This is a genomic window from Anaerococcus hydrogenalis, from assembly GCF_002871895.1.
GTDB classification, from domain to species: Bacteria; Bacillota; Clostridia; order Tissierellales; family Peptoniphilaceae; genus Anaerococcus; species Anaerococcus hydrogenalis.
In genome coordinates, this window is record NZ_PNHP01000008.1 from 1 (window position 1) to 25220 (window position 25220).

General features: G+C 30.6%; 29 protein-coding genes, 19 tRNA genes and 1 rRNA gene. 46 read left to right on the top strand and 3 right to left on the bottom strand.

Features of this window, described 5'->3' with window-relative positions; all coding sequences use genetic code 11:
* The first annotated feature begins 174 nt into the window (after window positions 1-174).
* The 24 genes from rrf (at window position 175) to CJ192_RS08880 (ending at window position 7555) form a co-directional block, all read left to right on the top strand.
* Window positions 175-291, top strand: a 5S ribosomal RNA gene (gene rrf, locus CJ192_RS08765).
* A gap of 92 nt (window positions 292-383) precedes the next feature.
* Window positions 384-458: transfer RNA gene (locus CJ192_RS08770), tRNA-Asn, on the top strand.
* Window positions 459-461: 3 nt separating this feature from the next.
* Window positions 462-550 (top strand) — tRNA-Leu (locus CJ192_RS08775).
* 4 nt (window positions 551-554) lie between these two features.
* A tRNA-Met gene (locus CJ192_RS08780) sits at window positions 555-631 on the top strand.
* A gap of 36 nt (window positions 632-667) precedes the next feature.
* Window positions 668-742 (top strand) — tRNA-Glu (locus CJ192_RS08785).
* A gap of 4 nt (window positions 743-746) precedes the next feature.
* Window positions 747-822 (top strand) — tRNA-Val (locus tag CJ192_RS08790).
* Between the two features lie 27 nt (window positions 823-849).
* A tRNA-Asp gene (locus CJ192_RS08795) sits at window positions 850-926 on the top strand.
* Between the two features lie 26 nt (window positions 927-952).
* Window positions 953-1028 (top strand) — tRNA-Thr (locus CJ192_RS08800).
* Between the two features lie 62 nt (window positions 1029-1090).
* Window positions 1091-1176, top strand: a tRNA-Tyr gene (locus CJ192_RS08805).
* Between the two features lie 4 nt (window positions 1177-1180).
* Window positions 1181-1254: transfer RNA gene (locus tag CJ192_RS08810), tRNA-Gly, on the top strand.
* A gap of 3 nt (window positions 1255-1257) precedes the next feature.
* Window positions 1258-1334, top strand: a tRNA-Arg gene (locus tag CJ192_RS08815).
* 3 nt (window positions 1335-1337) lie between these two features.
* Window positions 1338-1413 (top strand) — tRNA-Gln (locus CJ192_RS08820).
* 4 nt (window positions 1414-1417) lie between these two features.
* Window positions 1418-1493: transfer RNA gene (locus CJ192_RS08825), tRNA-Lys, on the top strand.
* A gap of 86 nt (window positions 1494-1579) precedes the next feature.
* Window positions 1580-1655 (top strand) — tRNA-Lys (locus tag CJ192_RS08830).
* A 6-nt stretch (window positions 1656-1661) separates the two neighbouring features.
* Window positions 1662-1752, top strand: a tRNA-Ser gene (locus CJ192_RS08835).
* A 29-nt stretch (window positions 1753-1781) separates the two neighbouring features.
* Window positions 1782-1875, top strand: a tRNA-Ser gene (locus CJ192_RS08840).
* A gap of 3 nt (window positions 1876-1878) precedes the next feature.
* Window positions 1879-1954, top strand: a tRNA-Phe gene (locus CJ192_RS08845).
* 33 nt (window positions 1955-1987) lie between these two features.
* Window positions 1988-2063, top strand: a tRNA-Trp gene (locus CJ192_RS08850).
* Window positions 2064-2079: 16 nt separating this feature from the next.
* Window positions 2080-2156 (top strand) — tRNA-Ile (locus CJ192_RS08855).
* Window positions 2157-2221: 65 nt separating this feature from the next.
* Window positions 2222-2298, top strand: a tRNA-Ile gene (locus CJ192_RS08860).
* A 198-nt stretch (window positions 2299-2496) separates the two neighbouring features.
* Window positions 2497-3699, top strand: a complete 1203-nt coding sequence (locus CJ192_RS08865; RefSeq protein WP_102198501.1) for a M20 metallopeptidase family protein — start codon at window positions 2497-2499, stop codon at window positions 3697-3699.
* A 133-nt stretch (window positions 3700-3832) separates the two neighbouring features.
* On the top strand, window positions 3833-5200 hold the full coding sequence (gene trkA / locus CJ192_RS08870) for a Trk system potassium transporter TrkA (RefSeq protein ID WP_004817037.1): 1368 nt from the start codon (window positions 3833-3835) through the stop codon (window positions 5198-5200).
* A gap of 2 nt (window positions 5201-5202) precedes the next feature.
* Window positions 5203-6663, top strand: coding sequence for a TrkH family potassium uptake protein (locus tag CJ192_RS08875; RefSeq protein WP_102198502.1), 1461 nt, complete (start codon window positions 5203-5205; stop codon window positions 6661-6663).
* Window positions 6664-6829: 166 nt separating this feature from the next.
* Window positions 6830-7555, top strand: coding sequence for a helix-turn-helix domain-containing protein (locus CJ192_RS08880; protein ID WP_102198503.1), 726 nt, complete (start codon window positions 6830-6832; stop codon window positions 7553-7555).
* Between the two features lie 56 nt (window positions 7556-7611).
* Here the strand turns inward: CJ192_RS08880 and CJ192_RS08885 are convergent, their stop codons facing one another.
* Window positions 7612-8295 (bottom strand): DUF554 domain-containing protein, encoded by a 684-nt coding sequence (locus CJ192_RS08885; RefSeq protein WP_102198504.1) that lies wholly within the window; start codon window positions 8293-8295, stop codon window positions 7612-7614.
* 143 nt (window positions 8296-8438) lie between these two features.
* Here CJ192_RS08885 and thiD point away from each other — a divergent pair, with 143 nt between their 5' ends.
* The 18 genes from thiD to CJ192_RS08970 all read left to right on the top strand — a co-directional run bounded on the left by thiD (window position 8439) and on the right by CJ192_RS08970 (window position 19963).
* Window positions 8439-9245, top strand: a complete 807-nt coding sequence (gene thiD / locus CJ192_RS08890; RefSeq protein WP_102198505.1) for a bifunctional hydroxymethylpyrimidine kinase/phosphomethylpyrimidine kinase — start codon at window positions 8439-8441, stop codon at window positions 9243-9245.
* A gap of 1 nt (window position 9246) precedes the next feature.
* A complete protein-coding gene (locus CJ192_RS08895) occupies window positions 9247-9990 on the top strand; it encodes a sirohydrochlorin cobaltochelatase (protein WP_102198506.1) in 744 nt (247 codons plus the stop codon).
* 171 nt (window positions 9991-10161) lie between these two features.
* Window positions 10162-10602, top strand: coding sequence for a 50S ribosomal protein L13 (rplM, locus tag CJ192_RS08900; RefSeq protein WP_004814443.1), 441 nt, complete (start codon window positions 10162-10164; stop codon window positions 10600-10602).
* Window positions 10603-10614: 12 nt separating this feature from the next.
* A complete protein-coding gene (gene rpsI, locus CJ192_RS08905; RefSeq protein WP_004814442.1) occupies window positions 10615-11007 on the top strand; it encodes a 30S ribosomal protein S9 in 393 nt (130 codons plus the stop codon).
* 190 nt (window positions 11008-11197) lie between these two features.
* On the top strand, window positions 11198-11890 hold the full coding sequence (locus CJ192_RS08910) for a helix-turn-helix domain-containing protein (RefSeq protein WP_180960903.1): 693 nt from the start codon (window positions 11198-11200) through the stop codon (window positions 11888-11890).
* 410 nt (window positions 11891-12300) lie between these two features.
* Window positions 12301-12453: a hypothetical protein gene (locus tag CJ192_RS09325; RefSeq protein WP_180960904.1), complete on the top strand. Its 153-nt coding sequence runs from the start codon at window positions 12301-12303 to the stop codon at window positions 12451-12453.
* Between the two features lie 256 nt (window positions 12454-12709).
* Complete coding sequence (locus tag CJ192_RS08915) at window positions 12710-13573, top strand: CPBP family intramembrane glutamic endopeptidase (RefSeq protein ID WP_102198508.1); 864 nt, start codon at window positions 12710-12712, stop codon at window positions 13571-13573.
* The gene (locus tag CJ192_RS08920) at window positions 13570-14286 is read left to right on the top strand and encodes an ABC transporter ATP-binding protein (RefSeq protein ID WP_102198509.1); all 717 of its coding nucleotides are present in this window, start codon (window positions 13570-13572) and stop codon (window positions 14284-14286) included. Before CJ192_RS08915 ends, CJ192_RS08920 begins: the two co-directional genes overlap by 4 nt.
* Window positions 14283-15266, top strand: coding sequence for a DUF2705 family protein (locus tag CJ192_RS08925; RefSeq protein ID WP_102198510.1), 984 nt, complete (start codon window positions 14283-14285; stop codon window positions 15264-15266). Before CJ192_RS08920 ends, CJ192_RS08925 begins: the two co-directional genes overlap by 4 nt.
* Entirely contained in the window at window positions 15266-15496 is a 231-nt protein-coding gene (locus CJ192_RS08930) for a cysteine peptidase family C39 domain-containing protein (RefSeq protein ID WP_102198511.1), read from the top strand. The genes CJ192_RS08925 and CJ192_RS08930 overlap by 1 nt, the downstream gene beginning before the upstream one ends.
* Window positions 15497-15755: 259 nt before the next feature.
* A complete protein-coding gene (locus tag CJ192_RS08940) occupies window positions 15756-16313 on the top strand; it encodes a chromate transporter (RefSeq protein WP_004816962.1) in 558 nt (185 codons plus the stop codon).
* On the top strand, window positions 16303-16857 hold the full coding sequence (locus CJ192_RS08945; RefSeq protein ID WP_081456701.1) for a chromate transporter: 555 nt from the start codon (window positions 16303-16305) through the stop codon (window positions 16855-16857). Before CJ192_RS08940 ends, CJ192_RS08945 begins: the two co-directional genes overlap by 11 nt.
* 8 nt (window positions 16858-16865) lie before the next feature.
* The gene (locus CJ192_RS08950; RefSeq protein ID WP_004816945.1) at window positions 16866-17495 is read left to right on the top strand and encodes an epoxyqueuosine reductase QueH; all 630 of its coding nucleotides are present in this window, start codon (window positions 16866-16868) and stop codon (window positions 17493-17495) included.
* 49 nt (window positions 17496-17544) lie between these two features.
* Window positions 17545-17841, top strand: a complete 297-nt coding sequence (locus tag CJ192_RS08955) for a hypothetical protein (RefSeq protein ID WP_004814429.1) — start codon at window positions 17545-17547, stop codon at window positions 17839-17841.
* Window positions 17834-18319: a ferritin gene (locus CJ192_RS08960; protein WP_102198513.1), complete on the top strand. Its 486-nt coding sequence runs from the start codon at window positions 17834-17836 to the stop codon at window positions 18317-18319. Before CJ192_RS08955 ends, CJ192_RS08960 begins: the two co-directional genes overlap by 8 nt.
* A gap of 52 nt (window positions 18320-18371) precedes the next feature.
* Complete coding sequence (locus tag CJ192_RS08965; RefSeq protein WP_102198514.1) at window positions 18372-19070, top strand: aldose epimerase family protein; 699 nt, start codon at window positions 18372-18374, stop codon at window positions 19068-19070.
* Window positions 19071-19544: 474 nt separating this feature from the next.
* Window positions 19545-19718 carry a hypothetical protein gene (locus CJ192_RS09330; RefSeq protein WP_004814426.1) on the top strand — a complete coding sequence of 58 codons (174 nt, stop codon included), beginning with the start codon at window positions 19545-19547 and terminating at the stop codon, window positions 19716-19718.
* Between the two features lie 11 nt (window positions 19719-19729).
* The gene (locus CJ192_RS08970) at window positions 19730-19963 is read left to right on the top strand and encodes a hypothetical protein (protein ID WP_004814425.1); all 234 of its coding nucleotides are present in this window, start codon (window positions 19730-19732) and stop codon (window positions 19961-19963) included.
* 40 nt (window positions 19964-20003) lie between these two features.
* Here CJ192_RS08970 and CJ192_RS08975 read toward each other — a convergent pair whose 3' ends face one another.
* Together CJ192_RS08975 and CJ192_RS08980 are read right to left on the bottom strand one after the other, a co-directional pair.
* A complete protein-coding gene (locus CJ192_RS08975) occupies window positions 20004-20819 on the bottom strand; it encodes a Cof-type HAD-IIB family hydrolase (protein ID WP_102198515.1) in 816 nt (271 codons plus the stop codon).
* Between the two features lie 129 nt (window positions 20820-20948).
* Window positions 20949-21176, bottom strand: a complete 228-nt coding sequence (locus tag CJ192_RS08980; protein WP_004816980.1) for a glutaredoxin family protein — start codon at window positions 21174-21176, stop codon at window positions 20949-20951.
* Between the two features lie 81 nt (window positions 21177-21257).
* On the opposite strand from CJ192_RS08980, the gene srtB reads away from it, so the two are divergent.
* The 4 genes from srtB to groL all read left to right on the top strand — a co-directional run bounded on the left by srtB (window position 21258) and on the right by groL (window position 24927).
* On the top strand, window positions 21258-22022 hold the full coding sequence (gene srtB, locus CJ192_RS08985; protein WP_004817038.1) for a class B sortase: 765 nt from the start codon (window positions 21258-21260) through the stop codon (window positions 22020-22022).
* Window positions 22023-22030: 8 nt separating this feature from the next.
* Window positions 22031-22936 carry a DNA-3-methyladenine glycosylase family protein gene (locus CJ192_RS08990; protein ID WP_102198516.1) on the top strand — a complete coding sequence of 302 codons (906 nt, stop codon included), beginning with the start codon at window positions 22031-22033 and terminating at the stop codon, window positions 22934-22936.
* Between the two features lie 83 nt (window positions 22937-23019).
* Window positions 23020-23301, top strand: a complete 282-nt coding sequence (locus tag CJ192_RS08995) for a co-chaperone GroES (RefSeq protein WP_004816894.1) — start codon at window positions 23020-23022, stop codon at window positions 23299-23301.
* A gap of 9 nt (window positions 23302-23310) precedes the next feature.
* Window positions 23311-24927: a chaperonin GroEL gene (gene groL, locus CJ192_RS09000; protein ID WP_102198517.1), complete on the top strand. Its 1617-nt coding sequence runs from the start codon at window positions 23311-23313 to the stop codon at window positions 24925-24927.
* Window positions 24928-25220: the final 293 nt, after the last annotated feature.

Sequence of the window (25220 nt, forward strand, 5' to 3'; positions counted from 1 at the left end):
GATAGGTCCAAGGTGTAAGTGCAGTAATGTATTAAGCTAATGGATACTAAACTTTATATCTTGACTGGAAATATTTATAGCTATTAATAAGCCCGTCCGGCTCATAGAGGACCCGTGCGGAGCACTCGCAGCGAAGCGAGAATAGAAAATTAGGTTAAAACAGTATATTAAAAATATGGTGACGATGGCAGAAGGGATACACCTGTTCCCATACCGAACACAGAAGTTAAGCCTTCTAACGCCGATGGTACTCGGAGGGAGACCTCCCGGGAGACTAGGTAGTTGCCAAACTTACTTTTTTGTGAAGATTATATCTTCACAAAATTTGTAAGATTTTTTGACAAAACAATTTTAATATTTTATAATTATTACATATTATATGTGCTTAGGTAGCTCAATGGTGGAGCACCCGGCTGTTAACCGGTAGGTTGTGGGTTCGAGCCCCACCCTGAGCGCCAAATGCCGGGGTGGCGGAACTGGCAGACGCACAGGACTTAAAATCCTGCGGTGGTCAAACACCGTATCGGTTCGATTCCGATTCTCGGCACCAATAACGCGGGATGGAGCAGCTTGGTGGCTCGTCGGGCTCATAACCCGGAGGTCGTAGGTTCAAATCCTACTCCCGCAACCATACTTTTTGTATGTTTGTTTATAAAATTATTAATAAGGCCCTATGGTCAAGCGGTTAAGACATCGCCCTTTCACGGCGGTATCCCGGGTTCAAATCCCGGTAGGGTCACCATTTTGGAAGTATAGCTCAGTTGGGAGAGCATCTGCCTTACAAGCAGGGGGTCACAGGTTCGAGCCCTGTTACTTCCACCATCAAAATAAGTTTTATACTTATTTTATGGCTTAGTAGTTCAGTTGGTTAGAATGCTGCCCTGTCACGGCAGAGGTCGTGGGTTCGAATCCCATCTAAGTCGCCATTTGGATTTCAGAAGAGATCCAATGTGCTGATGTAGCTCAATTGGTAGAGCAATTGATTTGTAATCAATAGGTTGTAGGTTCAAGTCCTATCATCAGCTCCAATTTTATTGAGAATATAAAATTGAATATTTGCTATATTTTTATTGCAAGAAATACAAATTTTGGGGAAGTTCCAGAGTTGGCCAAATGGGACGGACTGTAAATCCGTTAGCTTAGCTTTCAGTGGTTCGAATCCGCTCTTCCCCACCAATTTGCGGGTGTAGCTCAGTGGTAGAGCCCCAGCCTTCCAAGCTGGTTGCGAGGGTTCGATTCCCTTCACCCGCTCCATAAGCGCCTGTAGCTCAGCTGGATAGAGCAACGGACTTCTAATCCGTGTGTCGGAGGTTCGACTCCTCCCAGGCGCGCCATGTTGGGATATAGCCAAGTCGGTAAGGCACCAGACTTTGACTCTGGTATGCGTAGGTTCGAGTCCTGCTATCCCAGCCAATTTGATCCATTAGCTCAGTCGGTAGAGCACTTGACTTTTAATCAAGGTGTCCGGAGTTCGAATCTCCGATGGGTCACCATTAATATTATTTAATATTTATTTAGTGGTTATACTGGCAAGCTAAATAGGCAAGAAAGTTATTTTTAGCCACTGTATTTCTAGATTGATCCATTAGCTCAGTCGGTAGAGCACTTGACTTTTAATCAAGGTGTCCGGAGTTCGAATCTCCGATGGGTCACCAATATATGGAGAGGTACCGAAGCGGTCATAACGGGGCGGTCTTGAAAACCGTTAGAGTCTTACGGCTCACAAGGGTTCGAATCCCTTCCTCTCCGCCAAATAAAAAAAGTCAATACAATGACTTTTTGGAGAAGTACTCAAGTGGCTGAAGAGGCTCCCCTGCTAAGGGAGTAGATCCTTTCAAAAGGGATGCGAGGGTTCAAATCCCTCCTTCTCCGCCATATGCCCAGATAGCTCAGTCGGTAGAGCAGGGGACTGAAAATCCCCGTGTCGGTGGTTCGATTCCGCCTCTGGGCACCAAATAAATCTCTTTCTTAATTGAGAGGTTTAAGTAGGGGTTTAGTTCAGTTGGTAGAACGTCGGTCTCCAAAACCGGATGTCACGGGTTCAAGTCCTGTAACCCCTGCCATTTAAATTTTATATATGGACCTGTAGCTCAGCAGGTTAGAGCGCACGCCTGATAAGCGTGAGGTCGGTAGTTCGAGTCTACTCAGGTCCACCAAAAACAAACCTAATTATGAATTTATTTCATAAAATTTTTTTATTAAAAATTATAAGGTTTTGTTTGGGCCTCTAGCTCAGTCGGTTAGAGCGCCCGGCTCATAACCGGTAGGTCCAGGGTTCGAGTCCCTGGAGGCCCACCAGATTAAGCACCAACAAAAGTTGGTGCTTTTCTTTTGCTTAAATTTATTTTTATCTTTAATTTTTATTTTAATTATTTTTATTTTTACTTTTTTAAATCATTTAGTTTTAAGCTTTTTTTCCTAAATAAGAAAATTATATATTGTTCTTTTGGGTATATATTAATAAGTTAATTAGATTTTAAATTGAAAGGATATTTTATGGTTAAGGATAGAATTAAGAAAGTTATTTTAGATAATGAAGAAAGTATGATAGATTTTAGAAGGAAGATGCATGAAAATCCTGAGCTTTCTATGAAGGAGTTTGAGACTAGTAAGTTTATTGCATCTTTTCTTGATGAAATGAGAATTTCTTATAGGTTTGCTAATCCTACAGGAATAATTGGTGAGATTAAGGGAAAAAGTGATAAAAAAACTGTGCTTTTAAGAGCAGATATTGATGCTCTTCCTATTTTGGAAACTAATGATGTTTCTTATAAGTCTAAAAATGAGGGTATTTCTCATGCCTGTGGTCATGATACTCATTCTGCTATGCTTTTGACAGCTTTGAAGGCTTTAAATGAGGTTAAGGATGAGCTTGATGGAATTGTACGTTTTGTTTTTCAACCAGGTGAAGAGACGGGTGAAGGTTCCAAGTCTATGGTAAAAGATGGTGTATTGGATGGGGTAGATAATGCTTTTGGTGCCCATATTTTTACTTCTTTTGATTCTGGAGTTTTGGGGGCTACTTATGGTCAAACTTTTGCTGCTAATGACTTTTTTAACATTCACTTTAAAGGCCTTACAAGCCACGGTTCTACTCCTCAAAAGGGCGTTGATGCTATGGTTATGGCAGCAACTTTTATTTTAAATTCTCAAGCTATTATTTCTCGTGAAATTGACTTGGCCGAAGAGCCTGTTGTTTTAACTTTTGGAAAAATTCACGGTGGTGAGGTTGCAAATTCTATTTGTGGTGATGTTTATATTGAGGCAGGTTTTAGGGCCTTTACTCAAGATAGCGTAGATTTTGTTGAAAAGAGATTGATTGAGTATGCAAATCAAGTTGCAAAGATGTACAGGGGCGAGGTTGAGATTGATTTTAATTTGGGAGCAGCTCCTGTTGTTATTGATGAGAATAGTGGAAAACTAACCCAAAAGGTTGCAGCAGAAATTGTGGGAGAAGAAAATGTCGATAAAGATATTAGATTTTCTGGAAGTGAAGATTTCGGTTTGTATTTAACAGGATATGATGGAGTTAAGGGAGTAAAGGGATCTTTTGGTATGATTGGGGCAAGAAATTCTGATCCAAAGACCCATAATTTCAACCATGCTTCTGATTTTAATGTTGATGAGTCAGTTTTAAAAAATGGGGCTATGATGTACGCCCTTTATGCTTATGAATATTTAAGTCAAGATGAGTTTTAAAAATTTATTAGTAGAAATTCTTATTGTTTATACAATTTGAATTTCTATTTTTTTGTTTAGTTTTTTATAAACTTTGTTTTTTTCCCCACTTATTATACAATGGTACTAGTTATTTCTACTTTTAGGAGGATTTATGAATGTTATTATTGTAGGGGCTGGTAAGGTTGGGTCTTATCTTACTAGCCAACTTTCTGATGAAGGGCACAATATTTTAGTTATAGAGAAAAATAAGGATGTTTTGGAAAGGCTTTTGGCTTCTAATGATGTTATGGGAATTTTGGGAGATGGTAGGGATCTTGATGTTCTTGAAGAGGCCAATGTTGATGAATGTGATGCTTTTATTGCCATGACTTTTAATGATGATGTTAATTTGATTTCATCTATGATTGCTAAGAAAAAAGGGGCCAAATCTACCATAGTTAGGCTACGTGATCCAAGATATATTAAGGATGATGAGTTTATGAGAAAGACTATGGGGGTTGATAGGCTTGTAAATCCGGAATTTTCTGCTGCTAAGGAAATTCAAAGAACTTTAAAATATACTTATGCTGTTAATGTGGAAAATTTCTTGGATTCTAAGGTTATTTTGATTGAGCTTGAGATTGATGAAAATTCTAAGCTTAAAAATAAGTCTTTGATGGAGGTTAATTCAGAAGGACTTTTGGGAAATACTATTATAGTTATAGGTGAGAAGGATGACCAGGTTGTTATACCAAATGGTAATCATATACTAGAAGTTGGCGAGAAGATTTATGTGGCAGGTCCTAGGGAAGATATTGATATTTTTTATAAGAAGCAAGTTGATGATAGGAAAAATATTAAAAATGTTCTGATTGTTGGTGGAGGAGCCATTGCCTTATATCTTTCAAGACTTTTGCTTAAAAGAAATTTTAAGGTTACTGTGTTGGAAAATAATAAAGAAAGGGCCATGGATTTTTCTGAAAATCTTCCTGATTGTGATGTTATTAATGCTGATGGGACAGATCCTGAGATTTTAGATGAGGTTAGGATTGAAAATTATGATGCTGTTGTGGCCCTAACAGGAATTGATGAGGAAAATATTTTGATTTCCCTTCTTGCTAAAAAAAGAGGAATTGATAAGATAATTGCCAAGGTAAATAGGACTCAATTGTTAAAAATCACAGGAATTCTTGATGTTGATACAACTGTAACTCCAAAAAAATCAGCCTCATTTTTTGTTTCAAGGCTTTTAAGGTCTAAGGAAAATTCTAGGGGAGAATCTATTTCAAACTTATTTAGGCTTTCTGATGATAGGGTTGAGGCTATTGATTTTACAGTAATTGAAAATTCGAAAGTTACAGGTAAGAAATTAAAAGATTTGAATGTTAAGTCTAATACTCTTATAGTGGGAATTTCTAGAGATAGTTTGGGTGGTAAAATCGAGGTTGCTAATGGTGAGAGTACAATCGAGCTTGGCGATAGGGTTATGGTTGTTACCAAACAAAAAGATTTTAAAGAAATAGATGATATATTGGAGTAGGTATGAATTTAAAGATTGTAAAATATTCGCTTGGGAAATTATTATTAGTTCTTTCAGGACTTTTGACCTTTCCCCTTCTAGTTTCTCTTATTTATAGGGAAAGCTTTGAGGATATAAGAAATTTTGTAATTCCTATAATAATTTCTCTTGTTTTGGGAATTATTTTAAGTAAAAGAGGGGATAATAGGTCCCATTTATACACAAAAGAAGCTATGTTTATAACTGCATCAACCTGGGTTTTATTTTCTCTTATTGGGGCAATTCCTTTATTTTTGACCAAGTCAAATTATAATGGATATATTGATGCCTTGTTTGAAATGGTTTCAGGATTTACAACTTCTGGGGCATCTGTTGCTCTTAATGTGGAACTTTTGCCTCATTCAATAATTTTTTGGAGGTCGCTTTCTCACTTTGTAGGAGGAATGGGAATTTTGGTATTTACCCTTGCAATTTTACCAAATTCAAACAAAGAATCATCACTTTTGATGAAAAGTGAGGTTCCAGGACCAACTTTTGGAAAAATTACACCTAAATTATCAGATACAGCAAGAAATTTATATGGAATGTATATTGTTTTGACTATTATTACTGTAATTCTTCTTCTTTTTGGTGGGATGAATTTATTTGAATCTGTAATTCACGCCTTTGGGGCAGCGGGAACTGGTGGATTTTCTAATAAGGGAATTTCCATTGGGGCCTATGATTCTAGGTATATTGAAGTGGTTCTTGCCGTAATGATGGCAGTATTTGGAGTGAATTTTAATATTTATTTTTATGCAGTTACAAAAAATGTTAGGGAAGCTGTAAAAAGTGAGGAATTAAAATGGTATATAGCAATAATTTTGATTTCATCAGCCTTAATTTTTTCAAATATTGTTTCCATATATAAAAATACAATTTATTCTTTGGTAAATTCGATTTTTACTGTATCATCAATAATTACAACTACAGGTTATGTTTCAGCTGATTTTGGAAGCTGGCCTTTATTTTCAAAATCTGTAATTATAATGCTAATGTTTATAGGTGGATGTGCAGGATCGACTGCAGGAGGACTCAAAGTTTCAAGATTTGTAATTTTGGTAAAGGGTGGAATAAACCAAATAAAAGAGTCAATGAACCCAAGAAAAATCACCATAAATAGGCTGGATGGAAAAAAAGTTGATAATGAAACTGAAAGATCTGTTTCGAAATATTTGGTAATTTATATATTGATTTTTATTGTTTTATTTATGATAGTTTCAATAGATATGAATGATTTTGAGACTGCCTTTGCTGCAGTATCTACAACCTTTAATAATGTAGGACCAGGTCTGGGAGCCTTTGGACCAATCACAACCTTTGAGCAAATGTCCAAACTTTCAAAATTTGTCCTAACCATTGCCATGCTTTTGGGAAGGCTGGAAATATTTCCAATGTTATTAATTTTGTATCCATCAACTTATAGGAATTTGAGAAATAAATAAAGTTACTAATGACTGTTGCTAAGTTATGAATATATAGTCTTGCAACAGTCTTTTTTATAAATAAGGTTGGGAAATGAACAATTAAACTAAGAGTTGATAGTTTTTAAACCAATAGTTTCTTGACTATAAAATTATCTAGGCTAAAATTTTTCTAAAGGAGGCAGATATGAAAGAAATTAATAAAAAAGATTTTGGGGAATTTGTCTGTAAAAAAAGAAAAGAAAAAAACATGACTCAAAAAGACATTGCTGAGAAATTATATGTAAGTGTTCAAGCTGTGAGCAAATGGGAAAGAGGTAAGTCTTTGCCGGATATTTCTCTTTTGATGCCCTTGGCAAAAATCTTGGATGTAAAACTTGTAAATTTGCTTGAATCAAGGGAGGAAAAAGCAGAAGATAGTCAAAAGATTGAAAATTTATTGGAAAAAATTGTAGAAATTAATAAAGAAGATGAAATAAATAAGGGAAAAGAAAAAATTAATAGAGCTGTGTTTTTGGCTTTTGCATTTATCTTTATAGGAATAGAATATTATTTTCTTTATAGGATATTTAAGTATGATATTAATAACTTTCTTACTATAGGAATCTTGGGAGTGATTTTTTCAATATATTTGTATTTACTTATTGATGAAAGGCTGCCAAGTTATTATGATGAAAACAAAATATCCTTTGTTAGTAAGGGATTTTTCAGAATAAATGTAGTTGGAGTATATTTTTCAAACAAAAATTGGAAGCCAATATTAAAGTTTTTAAGAATTTGGATTATAGGAAGTATGGTTATTTTTCCAATCATTTTTAATTTTGAAAATTCTACACACCTTATTTTGTCAACAATTTTATTTTTTTCAAGTTTATTTTTACCCTTATATGGGATTGGAAAATATTATGAGTAAAAAATAGACCTTGAGCAAAATGATTATTTATCATTTGCAAAAGGTCATTTTTTATTTTAAAATAAACCTGAAATTAAGCCATAAATTACTGGTATTGCAAGGGCTGGTAGGATATTTGCTATTTTTGAATCTACTAATTTTAACTGGGAAAGACCTATTACTATAATTGTAAGACCTCCTGTTCCTGAAATATTATTTATTACCTCTTCTCCCAAAAGAGGACTTAAAAATCCAGCAAGAAGAACCAAGAGAGCTTGGAAGATTAATATAGAAAAGGATGAGAAAGAAACGCCGATTCCCATACTTTGGGCCATGAAAAATGCCACAACCCCATCAATTAAAGCTTTTCCCATCAAAACTTGGTCATTACCTGTAACTCCTGCTTCAATACAACCGATTATTCCCATAGCCCCAAAACAAAAAAGGATACTTGCATTTAAAAAACTTTCAGAAAAATTTGTATTAGAATCTTTAATATATTTTTTCTCAATAGCTGATGATAAATTATCTAATTTTTTATCAAGACCTAAAAATTCACCAATTATTAAACCAAGGACAACAGAGATGATAATTACAAGAATATCCCCCTTCATTGATGACCTTATTCCAATAACAATAATTGCTGCAGCCAAAAAATTCATTATAGAATTTCTCAAACTTTCAGAAAACTTATTGCCTATTTTAGATCCCAAAAAACCTAAAATCCCAACTAAAATAAAATTTACAAAAACAGCTAGCATAAAACCTTCCTTATATATTATTTTGAATAAATTATATCAAAGCAGGCGATCATTTGCAAAAATCTCCCCAAAGTCTAAAGAAAATTGACAATAGCCTATAATTAGCCTATGATAAAAATTAGTAATGAAGAAAGGAATAATCTATGAGAAAAGCATTGACGATTGCAGGAAGTGACTGTTCAGGAGGAGCTGGAATACAAGCAGATTTAAAAACTATGACCTTAAATGGAGTTTATGCCCAAAGTGCCATAACTGCCCTTACAGCCCAAAATACTACCGGAGTTTCAAATATTTTGGATGTAGACGAAAATTTTTTAAAAGATCAACTTGATATGATATTTGACGATATATATCCAGATGCAATAAAAATTGGTATGGTTTCAAATTCTTCCTTAATTTCTGTAATAGCTAAAGAATTAAAAGAAAGAAAGGCTAAAAATATAGTTGTAGATCCAGTTATGGTTTCAACTAGTGGGTCAAAATTATTAAAAGATGAGGCCATAGATAGCCTAAAAAAAGAACTTTTGCCCCTAGCTGACCTTCTTACACCAAATATTCCAGAGGCAGAGATTTTATCAGATATGAAAATAAAAACTGTTGATGATATGAAAAAATCAGCTCAAATAATTTCAAATAAATTTGAGTGTGCAACTCTTTTAAAAGGAGGACATTCTTTAAATGATGCCAATGATTATTTATTTGAAGATGGAAGAGGGACTTGGTTTAAGGGAAAAAGAATAGATAATCCTAATACTCATGGCACAGGCTGCACCCTTTCATCAGCAATTGCAGCAAACCTTGCCAAAGGATTTGATATGGAAAATTCAATAAAAATGGCAAAAGAATATTTATCAAATGCCCTTTTGGATATGCTAGATTTAGGAAAAGGCTCAGGACCAATGAACCATGCCTTTGATATAAAAGAAAAGTATAAAAAATTAGGAGATTAAAATGACATTTGCAACAATAATAGTAAATCACGGAACAAGTAAAGTAGAAAATCAGAAGGAAGCTATTGGTTTTTTAAAAAATAAAGTAGAAGAAAAATATAAGGACTCTTTTGTAAAATCTTATATGGCAAGCGATAAGATTAGAAAAAAAGTAGAATATAAGGACCTTTGCCAAGATTTGGATGAGATTTTAAGTGAGTGTAGGGAGAAAAATATAAAAGATGTAAGATTTTTGATGGCCTATGTCCTAAGGGGTATAGAATATGAAAAAGTGATGAAAAAAGCTGATCAATTAAACGAAGACGGATTTTTCAATTTTACCTTCACCAAGGCTCTTCTTGAAGAAGAAAATAATGAAGAAATTTTAGATTTTCTAGAAGAGCTTGGAGAAAATGACCCAAGTCTTGTAATTTTTCATGGAAGTCCTAGAAAAAGCCTAGAAGAATTTGAAAAATTTCAAGAAAAAATAAAAAATTCCGATAAAAACCTATACTTTTCAAGTTTTGAAGATAGAAAATTTGATGATTTGATTAATGAATTTAAAGAAAAAAATATAAGTAAGATAAGGGTAATTCCTTTTTTAATTATTGTAGGTAACCATGTTGCCAAAGACATAGAAGGGGATAAGAAAAATTCCTACAAGAAAGTTTTTGAAGAAAATGAAATAGAAATTAATTTAGTAAAAAAATCATTGCTTTTATATGATAAAATTGCTGAAATTTTCGTAGAAAAGCTTGAAAAATAGTTGACAAAAGCGTGTTTTCAGTGTATCATTAATTAGTATGAAAAAAGTTCCAAATACTTTTGACATAATCGCAGATCCTGAGGGCGATTAAAAAATGTCAGGACGAGTAAAGCCGCCACCTATCCGAGCGGTGTCTAAATAGATAGGCAAAAATATTTAAGGAGGAACTTGATGAAAAATCAAAAGACATATGTACCAACAAAGTCAACAATTGAACCAAAATGGTATGTAGTTGATGCAACAGACATGGTTTTAGGTAGACTTGCAAGCCAAGTTGCAGCAATTATTAGAGGAAAACACAAACCAACATTTACTCCAAACATGGACACAGGTGACTATGTAATAGTAGTAAATGCTGAAAAAGTCGTTCTTACTGGAAACAAAGAATACCAAAAAGAATACAAAAGATATTCTGGATATGCAGGTGGATTAAAAACTATTTCTTACAAAGACATGATGGATAAACATCCTGAAAGAATAGTAGAACACGCTGTAATAGGTATGCTTCCACACAACAAATTAGGTAGACAAATGGCCAAAAAACTTAGAGTTTATGTAGGTGAAAATCACGATCACCAAGCACAAAACCCAGAAGTTTTGGACTTAAAGTAAGGAGGACTATAGATGGCAGATATTATATATCAAGCTACAGGTAGAAGAAAAACTTCAGTAGCAAGAGTTACAATGAGACCAGGTAGCGGTGAAATAAAAGTTAATGGAAGAGATCTTGATGATTATTTTTCATATGATACATTAAAAATCATAGCAAAAGCACCATTAAAATTAACAGAAAATGAATCAAATTATGATATCAAAGTTAATGTACAAGGTGGAGGATTTAACGGACAAGCAGGAGCTATTAGACATGCTATAGCTAGAGTTTTACTTGAAGTAAATCCTGATTATAGACAAGCTCTTAAAAGAGCAGGTTTTCTTACAAGAGACCCAAGAAAAAAAGAAAGATACAAATACGGTCAAAAGAAAGCAAGAAAATCTTCACAATTCTCAAAAAGATAAGAAGTATTTTACAAACAAGGAATTTTTATTCCTTGTTTTTTTGTGCTTATTTTTATTGCTTATTTTAATAAAGAAAAAATTACATTGTTAGGTAAAATATCAAAGATATAGTAAAATAAGTATTAGATTAGTTTTTTTTATCATTATATTTTATAAATTGTAATACTATTAAATAAAAAGGGGAATTATTTTGCAATATTGCTGTCATATAGGAAAAAAATTAAGAAAATTAAGAGAAGAAAAAAACATTACAAGAAAAGAATTAGCAGAAAAAACTTATATATCAGAAGAGACAATTCGTAGGATAGAAAAGGAAGATAATGATCCAAGAATCTCGACCTTATATTCTTTATGTGAGAATTTAGATGTGGATTTACAATTGTTACTTAATGAAAATAAAAAAAATTGTGATAGGCTCATAGAAATTAGGAAAAAAGTAAGAATTTTAATATATTATGGCTTTATTGATAATTCTGATTTTCTTTTAAATGACATCAATAATAGACTTATAGCAGAAGAAGTACATATCAATGAAATACAAGCAAGTAAACATTACTATAAAGGAGTAGCCGAGCTTATCAAAGGTCTAGATTTTAACCTTTCACATAAAGAATTTATTACAGCGCTTTTATATGTCCATCCAGATTTTAATATGGATAAATTTAAAGAAATAAAATATAGTGAATTTTCCCTCAAAATACTCCTAGGCCTAGCTATAAGCAAGCTAAGGCTTGGAGAAATAGAATTATTTGGTTTAATAATTAGATATATATTCGATAATATTGACAAGTCAAATGATATTTATTACATCTATACATTTTACCTTGCACTTTATTACTATAGAAAAGAAGACTTACTCAAGCCCTTAGCATATGTAATATAAGCATTATAGAAACTAGATTCTCAAGTAAATTATTTTTTTTAAATATGATATATTATTTAAAAGGGTTAATTTTATATAAACTGGCAAATTATAGGCTTTCACAACAAAATTTTAATAAAGCTTTATTATTAAGTGAAATAAGTGGATGTATATAAACTAAATAAAAAATTATTATAAATAAATATAATCTATAAGAATCAACACAAATGGGTGTTGATTCTTCTTTTTTTAAATGATAATTTCTAAAAGGATTGTTACATTAATACATATAACTTACATATCGTGAAGAAGATTATAAGTATTTTTTAAATTACTTAAGTCATTAAGAAAATTTGGTGTCAAAATATTTATTAATTCTAATGATATTAAATTTATGCTAAGCGGAAAATAAGAAAATAAAGGAGAAAAAATTGAAATTATTACACGAAAAAGATCTTTATTTGGTTAATGGTGGAGATAAAGAGGACTATGATTTTGGTTATAAAATTGGTTCAGCTGCTAAAAAAGCTTGGAATTGGACATCAGATAAGGTTAAGGGAGCAATAGATTACTTTAGGGGTTAATATACTAAATATTATAGTTTTATTAATTTATAAATTTTAAAAGGAGAAAATTATGAAAAAACTAACAGAAAAAGAACTAAAAAAGTAGAAGGTGGTTTCGACCCATTTCAAATTTATGAAGAAGCTAAAGATTTTGTAAATAATAAAGCAGGAGATTTAATAAGAGGATTTAAAGACGGCTGGAAAAATAATTAAGTTTTTATATTAGAATTCGATTTATTTCTCGCTTCCCATATGTTTAATTTAAGGAGAATTTATGAAAAAAATATTTTTTATTCCTATAAAAATTTTATACCCTTTGATATTTTTTGTTATATTCTTGGGATATAAAGGATTTATTTACCAGGATATAAAATCATATATTATGAGATTACTTTCGAATAATAGTATAGGTTCAAATATTGATACATTTTTTATGATTATAGAAATCATGATTATGCTTTTAATTTATAAGAAATTGCCATCTTCTATTAAAAATGGATATGGCATTAGAAAAATTAATATAAAAGAAGTTTTATTGATATTTCTATTTACATTGGCGGTTTATATTCTAGTAGAAAGATTTAAATCATGGCAATATACTCTAAAATATAATGAATTAGGTAGTTACACAACTTTAGGTGATATGATTGGGGAGAAGATAGATATATCAAAAATTTATAAATACTCAAATGGAGATAATTTTATTAGTACTATTGTTATTAGCCCGATATATGAAGAGTTATTCTATCGTTATTACTTAAATATATTTTTCGAGAGTAAAGTTGGGAAATTATATGGAATTGTTTGGTCATCATTTTTATTTGCTTTTATTCATGGACTAGGTAGTCCTTTGTTTTGGTCATGTCTTGTGGATGGAGTAATTTCATGCATACTATTTTATTATAGTAAGAATATACTGATTTCGATATGTTTACATATATCAAAGAATATCTTATCAACTATTATTATTTTAGTATCTGTTAAATTTCCAATTATTAAAATGTTTTTTGACAAAAACGTATTAAAAGTAACAACTATAGAATTTCCTATTCTAGTTACCATAGTTTTAGTTGGAGTAGGAGCTCTTGTAGGGTTATTATTTTTTAAAACATATACAAAAAAGGAGTTATTAATATGAAAGCTGAAAATTATTATTTTATTGATAATGTATCAAAAGAATTTTCAAAACAAAAAGTGCTTAAAAATTTTAAAGCCAAGATTCCAAAAGGAAATATTGTAGGACTTTTAGGCCCTAATGGAGCTGGGAAGACTACACTTTTTAAGTGTCTCTTAGGGCTATATAATTATACAGGACAAATAAGCATTCATGAAGCGAGTGATAGAAAATTGTTAGATAAAACTCATGTGGCAGGCATGGTAGGTGAGCCTTCATTTTATGAAAATTTCACTGTTAAGGATAATCTGAAAATAGCCATGGTCTATGCAGATACTAGTAAAGAAGAAGTGATTAATCTAATAAAAAAATTAGATATTGAATATTATTTAGATAAAAAGATAAAAAAGTGTTCTCTTGGAATGAGACAAAGAGTTGCAATAGCCATGACTTTAATAAAAAAATCAGATTTAATCCTATTAGACGAGCCAACAAATGGTCTAGATCCAGAAGGTATTAGAGATTTACGAAATTTTTTAAAAGATATATGTCATAAAGAAGGTAAGACAGTTTTAATTTCTAGCCACATACTATCTGAGATGAGTTTAGTATGTGATAGGGCTATATTTATGAACAAGGGTAAATGTTTAGGAAAAAGCGATAATGTCAATGATTTGGAAGATCAATATATGAAGCTAATAAATGAAGATAAGGCTAATTTTAAGGAGAAGTTATGAGAGATATAAAGAATTTTTTAAGGCTAGTTTCAGTTGAAATATCAAAGCTATTTAAATTTAAAAATATTATTTCGCTTTTTTTAATTATTTTAGTTTCAAATGCTCTTGTTTTATGGATTTTTAATACTGATAGTACAGATAATGAAGAAGATATAAAAATTGAAGAAAAAATGAACTCAGCTTCTACTTGGAAAGATAAGGCTAAAGTTCAAATAGAAGCTAACAAAACTTTAGAAGATGTTGTTGGTAAAGACAAGGTCAAAATGAATAATGATATATTAAAGTATAGAATAGATAATGACATTGCTCCAGTGAAAGGTCATAGTAGCTATGAATACCTAAATTATACATCTAACTATATTAATATAGCCGTACTTATTTTTATTATATATTTATCATCAAAATTATATGGTCTAGAGATAGAAAATAAGATGGAGGATTATATATATAGTCAAAAATTTTCAAGATTTTATAGCTTTAATACTAAAATAATCGCTTTACTTATTAGTGTTGTAGCTATAATAGCAGTATCTAGTCTTATCACTTTCATTGCTGGTGGCTTGTTTTATGGATTTGAAGGTGGATTTAAAAAGACTGTATTTTATTTTAGTCACAATGTCTACGAACATACTTATTTAGTACATAGCCTAATAAATATTGCCTTGTGGTTAATAACTGCGATATTTTTATCTATAATTACTTTTGCTTTGACAGAAATTTCTAAAAATTCTTTAATTTCAAGGATTATATCTATCTTGTATTTTCTTTTAGGATTTTCATTATCAAATAAACTTATAGATTTAAAAGTGGATTCAAAAATAATATCATATACTTTCCTACCTTATGCAAATATATCTAATTTTTTAAATACTCCGATAAATGATTATTTTACCTTTACTAAAGGAATAATTATTATATTTATACTAGGTATTTTGATGTATATAATTTCAAGTACACATTTAAACAAAAGGGACATATAATGAAATATCCATCTGTTAGACAAAAAGATTCCACTGATTGTGCTGCTGCATGCTTAGCTACAGTATGTAAATTTTATGGTAGAAATAAAGATATAGTTAGAATTCGTCAATATGCAAAAACTGATAGCAAGGGAACTAATGGAATGGGTCTAGTAAAGGCAGCACAAAAGCTAGGCTTTACCATCTCTGCTTTTAGTGATGAAAAAAACAATTGGATAGTAATCTTATAAATTATCCTTTTATAGCTCACAGACTTAGCTCTATTGTTGATAGTGACTTAATATATTTTATGGATGGGGGAAAGATTATTTCAAAAGGAAGTCATAAAGACTTATTAAGGGAAAATGAATTTTATAGAGAAATGGTAAATAACTTAGCGATTTCACCAATATAAAAAACGAGGATTTTTCCTTGTTTTTTTTATATAAAGTAGCTTCTCATAACTATTTAAGAAAAAAATAGTAAAATGTAAGGAGAAAGGATTTTCATATGGATTTTAAAAAATTATTTAAACTATTTTTACATACCCTGTATTTGTCAGCCTTTACTTTTGGTGGGGGTTATGTAATTTTATCTTTGATGGACACTACTTTTGTAAAAAAATTGGGATGGATTAATAAGGAAGAGATGCTCGATATGACAGCTATTGCCCAATCATCTCCTGGGGCTGTTGCTATAAATGCATCTATTTCTGTAGGTTATAAAATATTTGGATTTATTGGAGCTTTTGTTGCCACTTTGGGCACTGTCATTCCTCCTCTTATAATTATTTCTGTAATTTCTTATTTTTATGATGCTTTTATTTCTAATAGGTATATTGCCTTAATTTTAAAGGGAATGCAGGCGGGCGTTGGGGCTTTGATTATAAATGTAGTTATAGATATGACCAAGGAAGTTATTGTTGGTAGGGGATTTTTGATTTATGGAATTTTTATAATCTCTTTTATCCTCAATGTTTTTTTGCATGTAAATATTATTTATATAATTCTTGGTCTAATTATTTTTGGTATTATTTATTCTTTTTATGGGGGTAATCATGCTTCTTAATTTATTTATAAGTTTTTTTAAGGTAGGACTTTTTTCTTTTGGAGGAGGCTATGCTGCCCTTCCTTTGATTCAAGAAGAAGTTGTAAATGCAAATTCTTGGCTGGGTATTTCTGAGTTTAATAATCTTATTACTATAAGCCAAATGACTCCAGGGCCTATTGCTATTAATTCTGCATCTTTTGTTGGTATGAGAGTTTTTGGAATTTGGGGGGCAATTGTAGCAAGCCTTGGTTGTATAATGCCTTCTTTTATTATTGTGGGTTCTATTTCATATTTTTATAGTAAGTATAGAAATCTTGATACCATGCAAGGTGTTTTGGGATTTTTAAGGCCAGCTGTTGTATCTATGATTTTGGCTGCAGGAATTGATATTTTAAAGACTGCTTTTTTTGATATAAATAAAGTATCTTTGGGAAATATTGATTTTTCTATGGTGATTTTATTTATTCTTATGCTTATTTTAATTAGAAAAAGTAAAATTGATCCTATAATTTTAATGATAGGATCTGGTTTTATTTATTTGTTTATACATTTATTTATTTGAGGTGATTTATGGTAAAAATTAATTATAATTTGAAAATGGAAGAGATTATAAAAAATATAAAAAAGGAAGGAAAAAAGCCCAGGCTTTTGCTTCAAGTTTGTTGTGCTCCCTGCTCATCTAGTGTATTGACTCGTTTGAGAGAAGATTTTGATATAGATATTTTTTATTATAATCCAAATATTTATCCTGCAAATGAGCTTGAAAAAAGAGTGGAGACTGTAAGAGAGCTTGTTAATGATATGGACCTAGATGCTAGGGTGATTTTTCCTGAAAATAGTCCAAATGATTTTTATGAATATGTTTCTGATAGGAAAAATGACCATGAAGGGGGAGAGTCTTGTTATAAATGTTATGAGCTAAGGCTTGAAAAGTCTGCAATTTATGCCAAGAAAAATTCTTATGATTATTTTACAACCACCCTTTCAATTTCTCCCTACAAAAACTCAGCTTGGCTTAATGAAATTGGAAAAAATTTGGAAGAAAAATATGGGATAAAATATTTGTATTCTGATTTTAAAAAGAAAAATGGCTACAAGGATTCTATAGATCTTTCAAAAAAATATAAGTTGTACAGGCAAGATTATTGTGGTTGTGTCTTTTCTTATAGGGAGATGGAAGAGAAGAAAAATTTAAAATAAATGTTATATTTATCTTTCTTTGGGTAATTTTATATAAGGAGAGATAATTATGGCTGATGTATTACTAATAAAAAATTTAAATGAAGATCAATTAAATAATATAATACCAGTTACAATAAAAACTAATATAAGTGATAGAGATAAGCTTGTGGGAATTTTTAATTGTCTAATCGACGAAAAATTGGTCGAGACTAACAGACTGGCGATTAAAAAATCTTCTATAACCATAGATTTGATCTCTTCTAAGATTACAGAAGTGATACAAAAATTAATCGATAATGGATGTATGATATATGGGGTATATATATTGTACGATGACTATTTAGGAGGAAAATATAATGAGTGAAAAGTTACTAGAAATGCTTAATGACCAAATGAACTTTGAATTACAATCAGCATATGAATACAGGGCTATGCAAATTTATGCTGATGATGAAGAATTTGAAGGATTTGCTCACTGGTTTGGACAACAAGTTAGAGAAGAAATTGAACATGCTGAAAAAATGACTAAATTCTTACAAGAAGTTGGATTTAAACCAGTATACAAAGCAATGGAAGCTCCAAATGAAGAATTTGAAGACCTATTAGATGTAACAAAACAAGCTTTAGACCATGAAAAAGAAGTTACAAGAAGAATTCATGAAATAGCAAAAGCTGCAAGAGAAGAAGGAGATGAAAGAGTAATTTCATTTATCCAATGTTTTGTTGATGAACAAGTTGAAGAAGAAGATACTTTCGGTAAACTTGTTACAAGACTTGAAAGAATTAATGGAAATTACGGTGGCCTTTACATTCTTGATGGCCAACTTGCACATAGAGGATAAGAAATTAAGGCCAAGTTTTACTTGGTCTTTTTTTGTTAGATAAATTAAAGATATGAAAATAAAATTAAAAGAAAAAAATCTAGAAATGACAGTAAATTTCTATGGAGCTTACATAGAAAAATTTAGCAAAAATAATAAGCCTATATTTTTCCCAAAACTTATATTAAAGATAAAGGGTGATTTGAAAACAAGAGGAGGAATGCATCCTTGCCTTCCAAATTTTGGAAAAAGTGATATAAAAAATCTTGACCAACATGGTTTTGGAAGAAATTCTTTTTGGGATGTAGAAAATAGGGGTGAAAATTTTATTGATTTAAAACTTGATGGAAAGGGAGAGTATGAAAATTCTATTTATAAAATAAGGTATGAGTTAAAAGATTCTAGTCTTTTTCTTTATCTTGAAATAATAAATAAGTCAAAAAAAGACATGGAAATTGCTCCTGGCTTTCACCCATATTTTTATATTGACAAAAATTCTAAAATCAAAGGTCTTGACCTTGAAAATATAAGATTAGAAGACACGTATTTTCTAAAAGAGAAAAAAGCTAGTATAAAAAGCAAATATTTTAATATCTCAATAGAAAATGAAAATTTTAAAGAATTTGCTATTTGGACAGATTTTAATGGAGATTACTTGTGCCTAGAGCCTTGTTATAATGGGCCAAGTTTTTCTAAAGAAATAAATAAGCCCTATATTCTAAAAAGTTGTAAGACTTTTAAGGAAAATATAAAAATATCTATAGAAGACTAGCTTATAGATAGTTCAGAGCGTAGACAAACCCTCAAGCACGAATATCTGACTTCAAAAATTGCTGATTTCTAAATTTTAAAATTCTAAAATCGCAAACTCGCTAAGGCGATGATAGATAAATAGCTTAAAATTGTGCCAGTGGCACGATTTTAATATTTATCCCTCGAAATAAAACGAAGAATTAAGATTTAGTTGAAGTAAATTTATTTAATAAAATATCATTGCTTTAAATTATAGAGTGCGATTTTTGACGAATTTTTAAATTTGAAATCAATTCAATTTTTTACGTATGATATTCTTAGAAAGAGGATTTGCATACTTTGTCAACATCTTGGACTAGCTTATAGCTAGTTTTTATTTAATTAAAAGTAAAATTAATATATGAATAATAAAAGAAAAAAAGATTAAATATATTAATATGAAACTTGAAAAATATAAAAATAAAGTATAATAATATTAAGATGGGAGGAAATTATGAATGATCAAGCTAGAAATGTTCTAAGAGTTTTGTTGATGGCTCTTTTTGCTGTTATTGTATTGAAACTTTTAGGTCTTGCAATTAATATTGTTGTATCAATAGTGATACCTGTACTTCTTATATATTTCCTATATAAAGTTTTAATTAAGAAAGAAGATATTTTTAAATAGATGGTGGAAAAATGAATAATAAAAACAAAATTGTAAAAATAATTTTAACAATCCTTGGACTAATCTTGGGATTTAAGATAATAAAAGTTTTATTTTCTATAGTTTTTGCCCTATTTATTCCGATTTTAATATGTGGAGGATTTATAATTTTTCCTATCCTCTTTTTATTAATTCCTCTTGGAATTATTGGAGCAATAGCTTATTTAATTTATAAATTTTTTGTAAAAGAAAAGTCAGTATGGTAAAAAAATACCCCAAATTCTTTTTAAGATTTTGGGGTATTTTCTATTGGTTTAAAACAAATTTTTCTATAGCCTCACCAACAGCTCCTTGGTCGTTTGTGGCCAAGGTTGTATATTTTGCTATATCTTTTAATAAAAGGTGGGCGTTTTGAACAGCTGCAGAATATCCTGCTTCTTCTAACATTTCCTTGTCGTTATAATTATCGCCAATGGTTAGGACGTTTTCCATTTTTATCTTGTAATGATCACATAAGATTTCAAGGGCTCTGGCCTTGTTTACATCTTTTTTATTTATTTCCATAAAGGTGTCAGATGAATAAGAAATAGCTACATCCCAATCGCAAATCCTTGCTATGTCTTCTTCAAGGCTCATTAGGTAGTTTAGGTTTGAATTTTTTATTATAACTTTAATTATAATTTCCTTATCAAGATTTTTAATATCCTCTACATTTTGGACAAACTTATATACATTTTTATCATAATTTCCAGAAACTTCATTTCCGTTTGCGAATATATAACAATGCTTGTCGGTATAAATTTGAAAATGGACCCCAATTTCCCTGCAGTAATTTGAAACTTCTACTGCTTTTTTATAATGAATTGGAGATGAATGGACAATTTCTTTTGTCACATTATCCATTATTATTCCACCATTACAAAGCACTGAAAACCTGTCTTCTTTCACATTATCAATCTGTTCTAAGATATCAAAAAGTTGGTAGGGACCACGGCCTGTGGCTGTTGTAATTATTATTCCCATTTGCTGGGCTTTTTTGATAGCTTCTATATTTCTTGGATGAATTGTTTTGTCATTTGACAAAAGCGTTTCATCACAATCTGTTGCAATTAATTTTATCATAAACTCTCCTTTTTTATTTTATACCCAAAGTGTATTTTAATTTTTACAACTAAAAATTTTCTTATTAATATAAAAATGTAAATTTTAAATTAAATAAAAGCGTGCATTAAAAAACACACGCTTAAAAAATTATTTTTGTAAAAATTCTATTATATCATTTGATTCGTACATGTATTCTCCATCATGGAAAAGGCATGGTACTTGTCTTTTGCCACCCTTTTGGATTAATTCCATCATGGCATCCCTATCTTCATTTATATTTACAATATCAATTTTTATATCATTTTCATCCAAGAAATTTTCAACCTTCCTACAATGAGGACAAAAACTACCTACAAATAATTTATAGTCTGACATATATTCTCCTTAAAATAAATTTCATAATATTCTCATTTTATATTATTATACTAATAGAAAGGAAGTTTTAAAGGTGGTATTATGAAAGATAAATTATTAAAACTTATTAGGATAATTCTTGTAATTATTATAATAGTATGTTTGGGAATTTTAGGTAGAAGGGGATATGATTATTATGTTAATTATAAAAACAATCAACATATCTCTAGAATTGTTGATGAAGTTTCTGATGTAGATGGAAAAGATGATACAAGTTCGGAAGAAAAATTTCATAATTTAGAAAAAAAGTATATGAAGATTTTGAAAAAATTACAAAATGAAAATTCGGATGTAAAAGCATTTATGGAGATTCCAGGAACCTATATAGCTTATCCGATAATGCAAGCTAATGATAATAGTTTTTATTTGAGAAAAGGAATAAATAAAAAATATGATATAGCAGGTTCCATTTTTATGGATTATATGAATGATTCGAAAGTTGATGATGCAAATACTGTAATATATGGACATCATTTAGATATTGAATCTATGTTTACTGGGCTTGATGGGTATAGAAAAAATGATTTTGCACAAAATCATAGAACGATATATTTAGTAACCAATGAAGGGCTCAGAGAATATCAAGTATTTTCAGCTTATGGTATTCCTAGCGAATATGATTACAGGACGCTAGACTTTGAAGATTCTGAAGAAAAAATAAAATATTTTAATAAATTAAAGGCTAATTCTGAAAATGAGTTGAAAACTCGCGACTTCAAAGAAAGTGATACAATTATTACTTTATCAACATGTCAATATGACTACAAAGACCAAAGACTAGCAGTTCATGCTCTAAGAGTAAGATAAGGATTAAAATGAACAGATATATAGAAGAAAATAAAAATAAATTAAATATAAAAGAAGAAAAGGGTCAATTGATTTTTTACCATGAATCTTTTGATCCAAAAGATATTTTTACCTGCGGCCAATGTTTTAACTTTTTTGAAGAAGAAGATGGATCATTCACTGCAGTTTTTTTGGGAAAAATTATAAATCTCAAAAAAGAAGGGGACAAAATAATAATAGACAATGTAAGTGAAGAAGAATTTTATGAAATTTTTTACGATTATTTTGACCTTGGAGTAGATTATGGAAAAATAAAAGAAAAAATTTCTGTAGATGAAACTTTAAAAAAGGCTACAGAATATGGATCAGGAATTAGGATATTAAACCAAGAATTTTTTGAAACCCTAATTTCTTTTATAATTTCAGCTAACAACCAAATCCCAAGAATTAAAAAAGCTGTGAGAATAATATCAGAGATGTATGGGGATTATATTGGAGAATATAAAGGAAGAAAATATTATTCTTTCCCAAATCCTGAACAACTATCAAAAGCAAGTCCAGAAGATTTGAGAGAAAAAGCAAGAGTTGGTTTTCGTGATAAAAGAATAGTCCAAACTGCAAATATAATCAATGAAGGATTTTTTGATTTTGAAAAAGATATAAAAATGTCAACAGAAGATCTAAGAAAAAAACTCCAAGAGCTTCCTGGAGTTGGGCCAAAGGTTGCCGATTGTATTTTGCTTTTTGCCTTTCACAAAAGAGAGACCTTCCCTGTTGATGTGTGGATAAAAAGAGTTATGGAATTTTTATTTATTAAAGAAGAAGTTCCAAAAAAACAAATTTCAGCCTATGCTGACAAATACTTTGGGGAAAATGCAGGCTACGTCCAACAATATCTATTCTATTACGGCAGAGAAAACGCCATAGGCAAATAAAACTTGCAATATTTTAAATTACTTGTATATTTATATTAGGAGTTAGCAGTCAAAGTTAATGAGTGCTAAAAGGAGGATATAAAATGAACTTAAAACCAATAGGTGAAAGAGTAGTTATAAAAAAATTAGAAGCAGAAAAGAAAACCCAATCTGGCATAGTTTTACCAGAATCTGCCCAAGAAAAACCACAATACGCAGAAGTTGTTGCAATAAGCAATGATATTTTAAATGACCAAGACAAAAAAGATTCCTTAAAAGAAGGAGACAAGGTTATTTATTCCCAATATGCAGGAACAGATGTAAAAATTGACGGTGAAAATTACGTAGTATTAGCATACAAAGACGTATTAGCAGTAGTAGAATAGGAGAAGATTATGGCAAAAGATATAGCATATGGCAAAAGTGCAAGAGATGGTCTTGAAAGAGGAATTGATAAATTAGCAAATGCTGTCAAAGTTACTCTTGGACCAAAGGGAAGAAATGTAGTTTTAGATAAATCTTACGGAGCACCAACAATTACAAACGATGGTGTAACAATAGCCCAAGAAATCGAACTTGAAGATAGGTTTGAAAATATGGGAGCTCAACTTGTAAAAGAAGTTGCAACAAAAACAAACGATGTAGCAGGAGATGGAACAACAACAGCAACAGTTCTTGCCCAAGCTATCATAAAAGAAGGACTAAAAAATTTAGCTGCAGGAGCAAATCCAGTAGTTTTAAATAAGGGTCTAAAAAAAGCAAGCAATGAAGTTGTTTCCTACATCAAAGAATCTTCAAAAGAAGTAGAAGATAAAAAAGCAATCGAACAAGTAGGAACAATCTCATCAGCAGATCCAGAAATTGGTAAATTTATTGCAGATGCTATGGAAAAAGTAGGAAATGATGGAGTAATCACAGTAGAAGAATCCAAAACAACAGACACCTACCTTGATGTAGTAGAAGGAATGCAATTTGACAAGGGATATTTGTCACCATACATGGCAACAGACAACGAAAAAATGGTAGCAGATTTAGATGACCCATATATACTTGTAACAGACAAGAAAATCTCAAATATCCAAGAAATTTTACCACTACTAGAAGAAATTGTTCAATCATCAAAACCACTTTTAATAATTGCAGATGATGTAGACGGAGAAGCTTTAACAACATTAGTATTAAACAAATTAAGAGGAACCTTCAACGTAGTTGCAGTAAAAGCACCAGGCTATGGTGATAGAAGAAAAGAAATGCTTGAAGATATAGCAATTCTTACAGGTTCAAAGGTAATTTCAGAAGACTTATCAATGGAATTAAAAGAAGCTACAATAGAAGATCTTGGATCAGCTAAAAAAGTAAAAGTTGACAAAGACCACACAGTAATTGTAGAAGGAAAAGGCAACAAAGAAGCCTTAACTGAAAGAGTAGAAAAAATCAAAGGTCAAATTGAAGCAAGTGATTCAGAATACGACAAAGAAAAATTCCAAGAAAGAGTAGCAAAACTTGCAGGTGGAGTTGCAGTAATAAATGTAGGAGCTGCAACAGAAACAGAAATGCAAGATAAAAAATACAGAATTGAAGATGCCCTATCAGCAACAAGAGCAGCTGTTGAAGAAGGAATAGTTGCAGGTGGTGGAACAGTTCTAATCGAAGCTATCAAAAAAGTTGAAGCTTTAGAAGAAAAATTAGAAAACGATGAAAAAACAGGAGCAAAAATAATAGCAAAAGCTCTTGAAGCACCACTTAGACAAATTGTAGAAAATGCTGGAATGGACGGATCAGTTGTACTCGAAAATGTTAAAAAATCAGACAAAAACACAGGTTATGATGCCTATGATGATGAATATGTAAATATGTTTGAAAAAGGAATAGTAGAACCAACAAAAGTAACAAGATCAGCCCTAGAAAATGCAACATCAATTGCAAGCATGATACTCACAACAGAAGCAGCAGTGGCAGATATACCAGAAGAAAAACCAGAAATGCCACCACAAATGCCAATGGGATATTAAAAAATAGATAAAAATGACCCAAACCCCGAAATCCTAAATAAGGATGGAGGGGTTTTTTATTGAAAAAATTTATTAATGATTTTAAAAAAATTAGAAAATATATGATAATTTGATGATACAATGAACAGACTTGATAAATTTATAAAACTTCATAATAAAATTTAAAAAATTCCTAAAATTCTTACTTAAAGGAAAACAATACCATAAATTTATTTTTAAAACATATCCCAAAAAAGTAAAAGTATAATTTAAAATTATCAATAAAAATCCTGCTTTGCAGGGATTTTATCGAA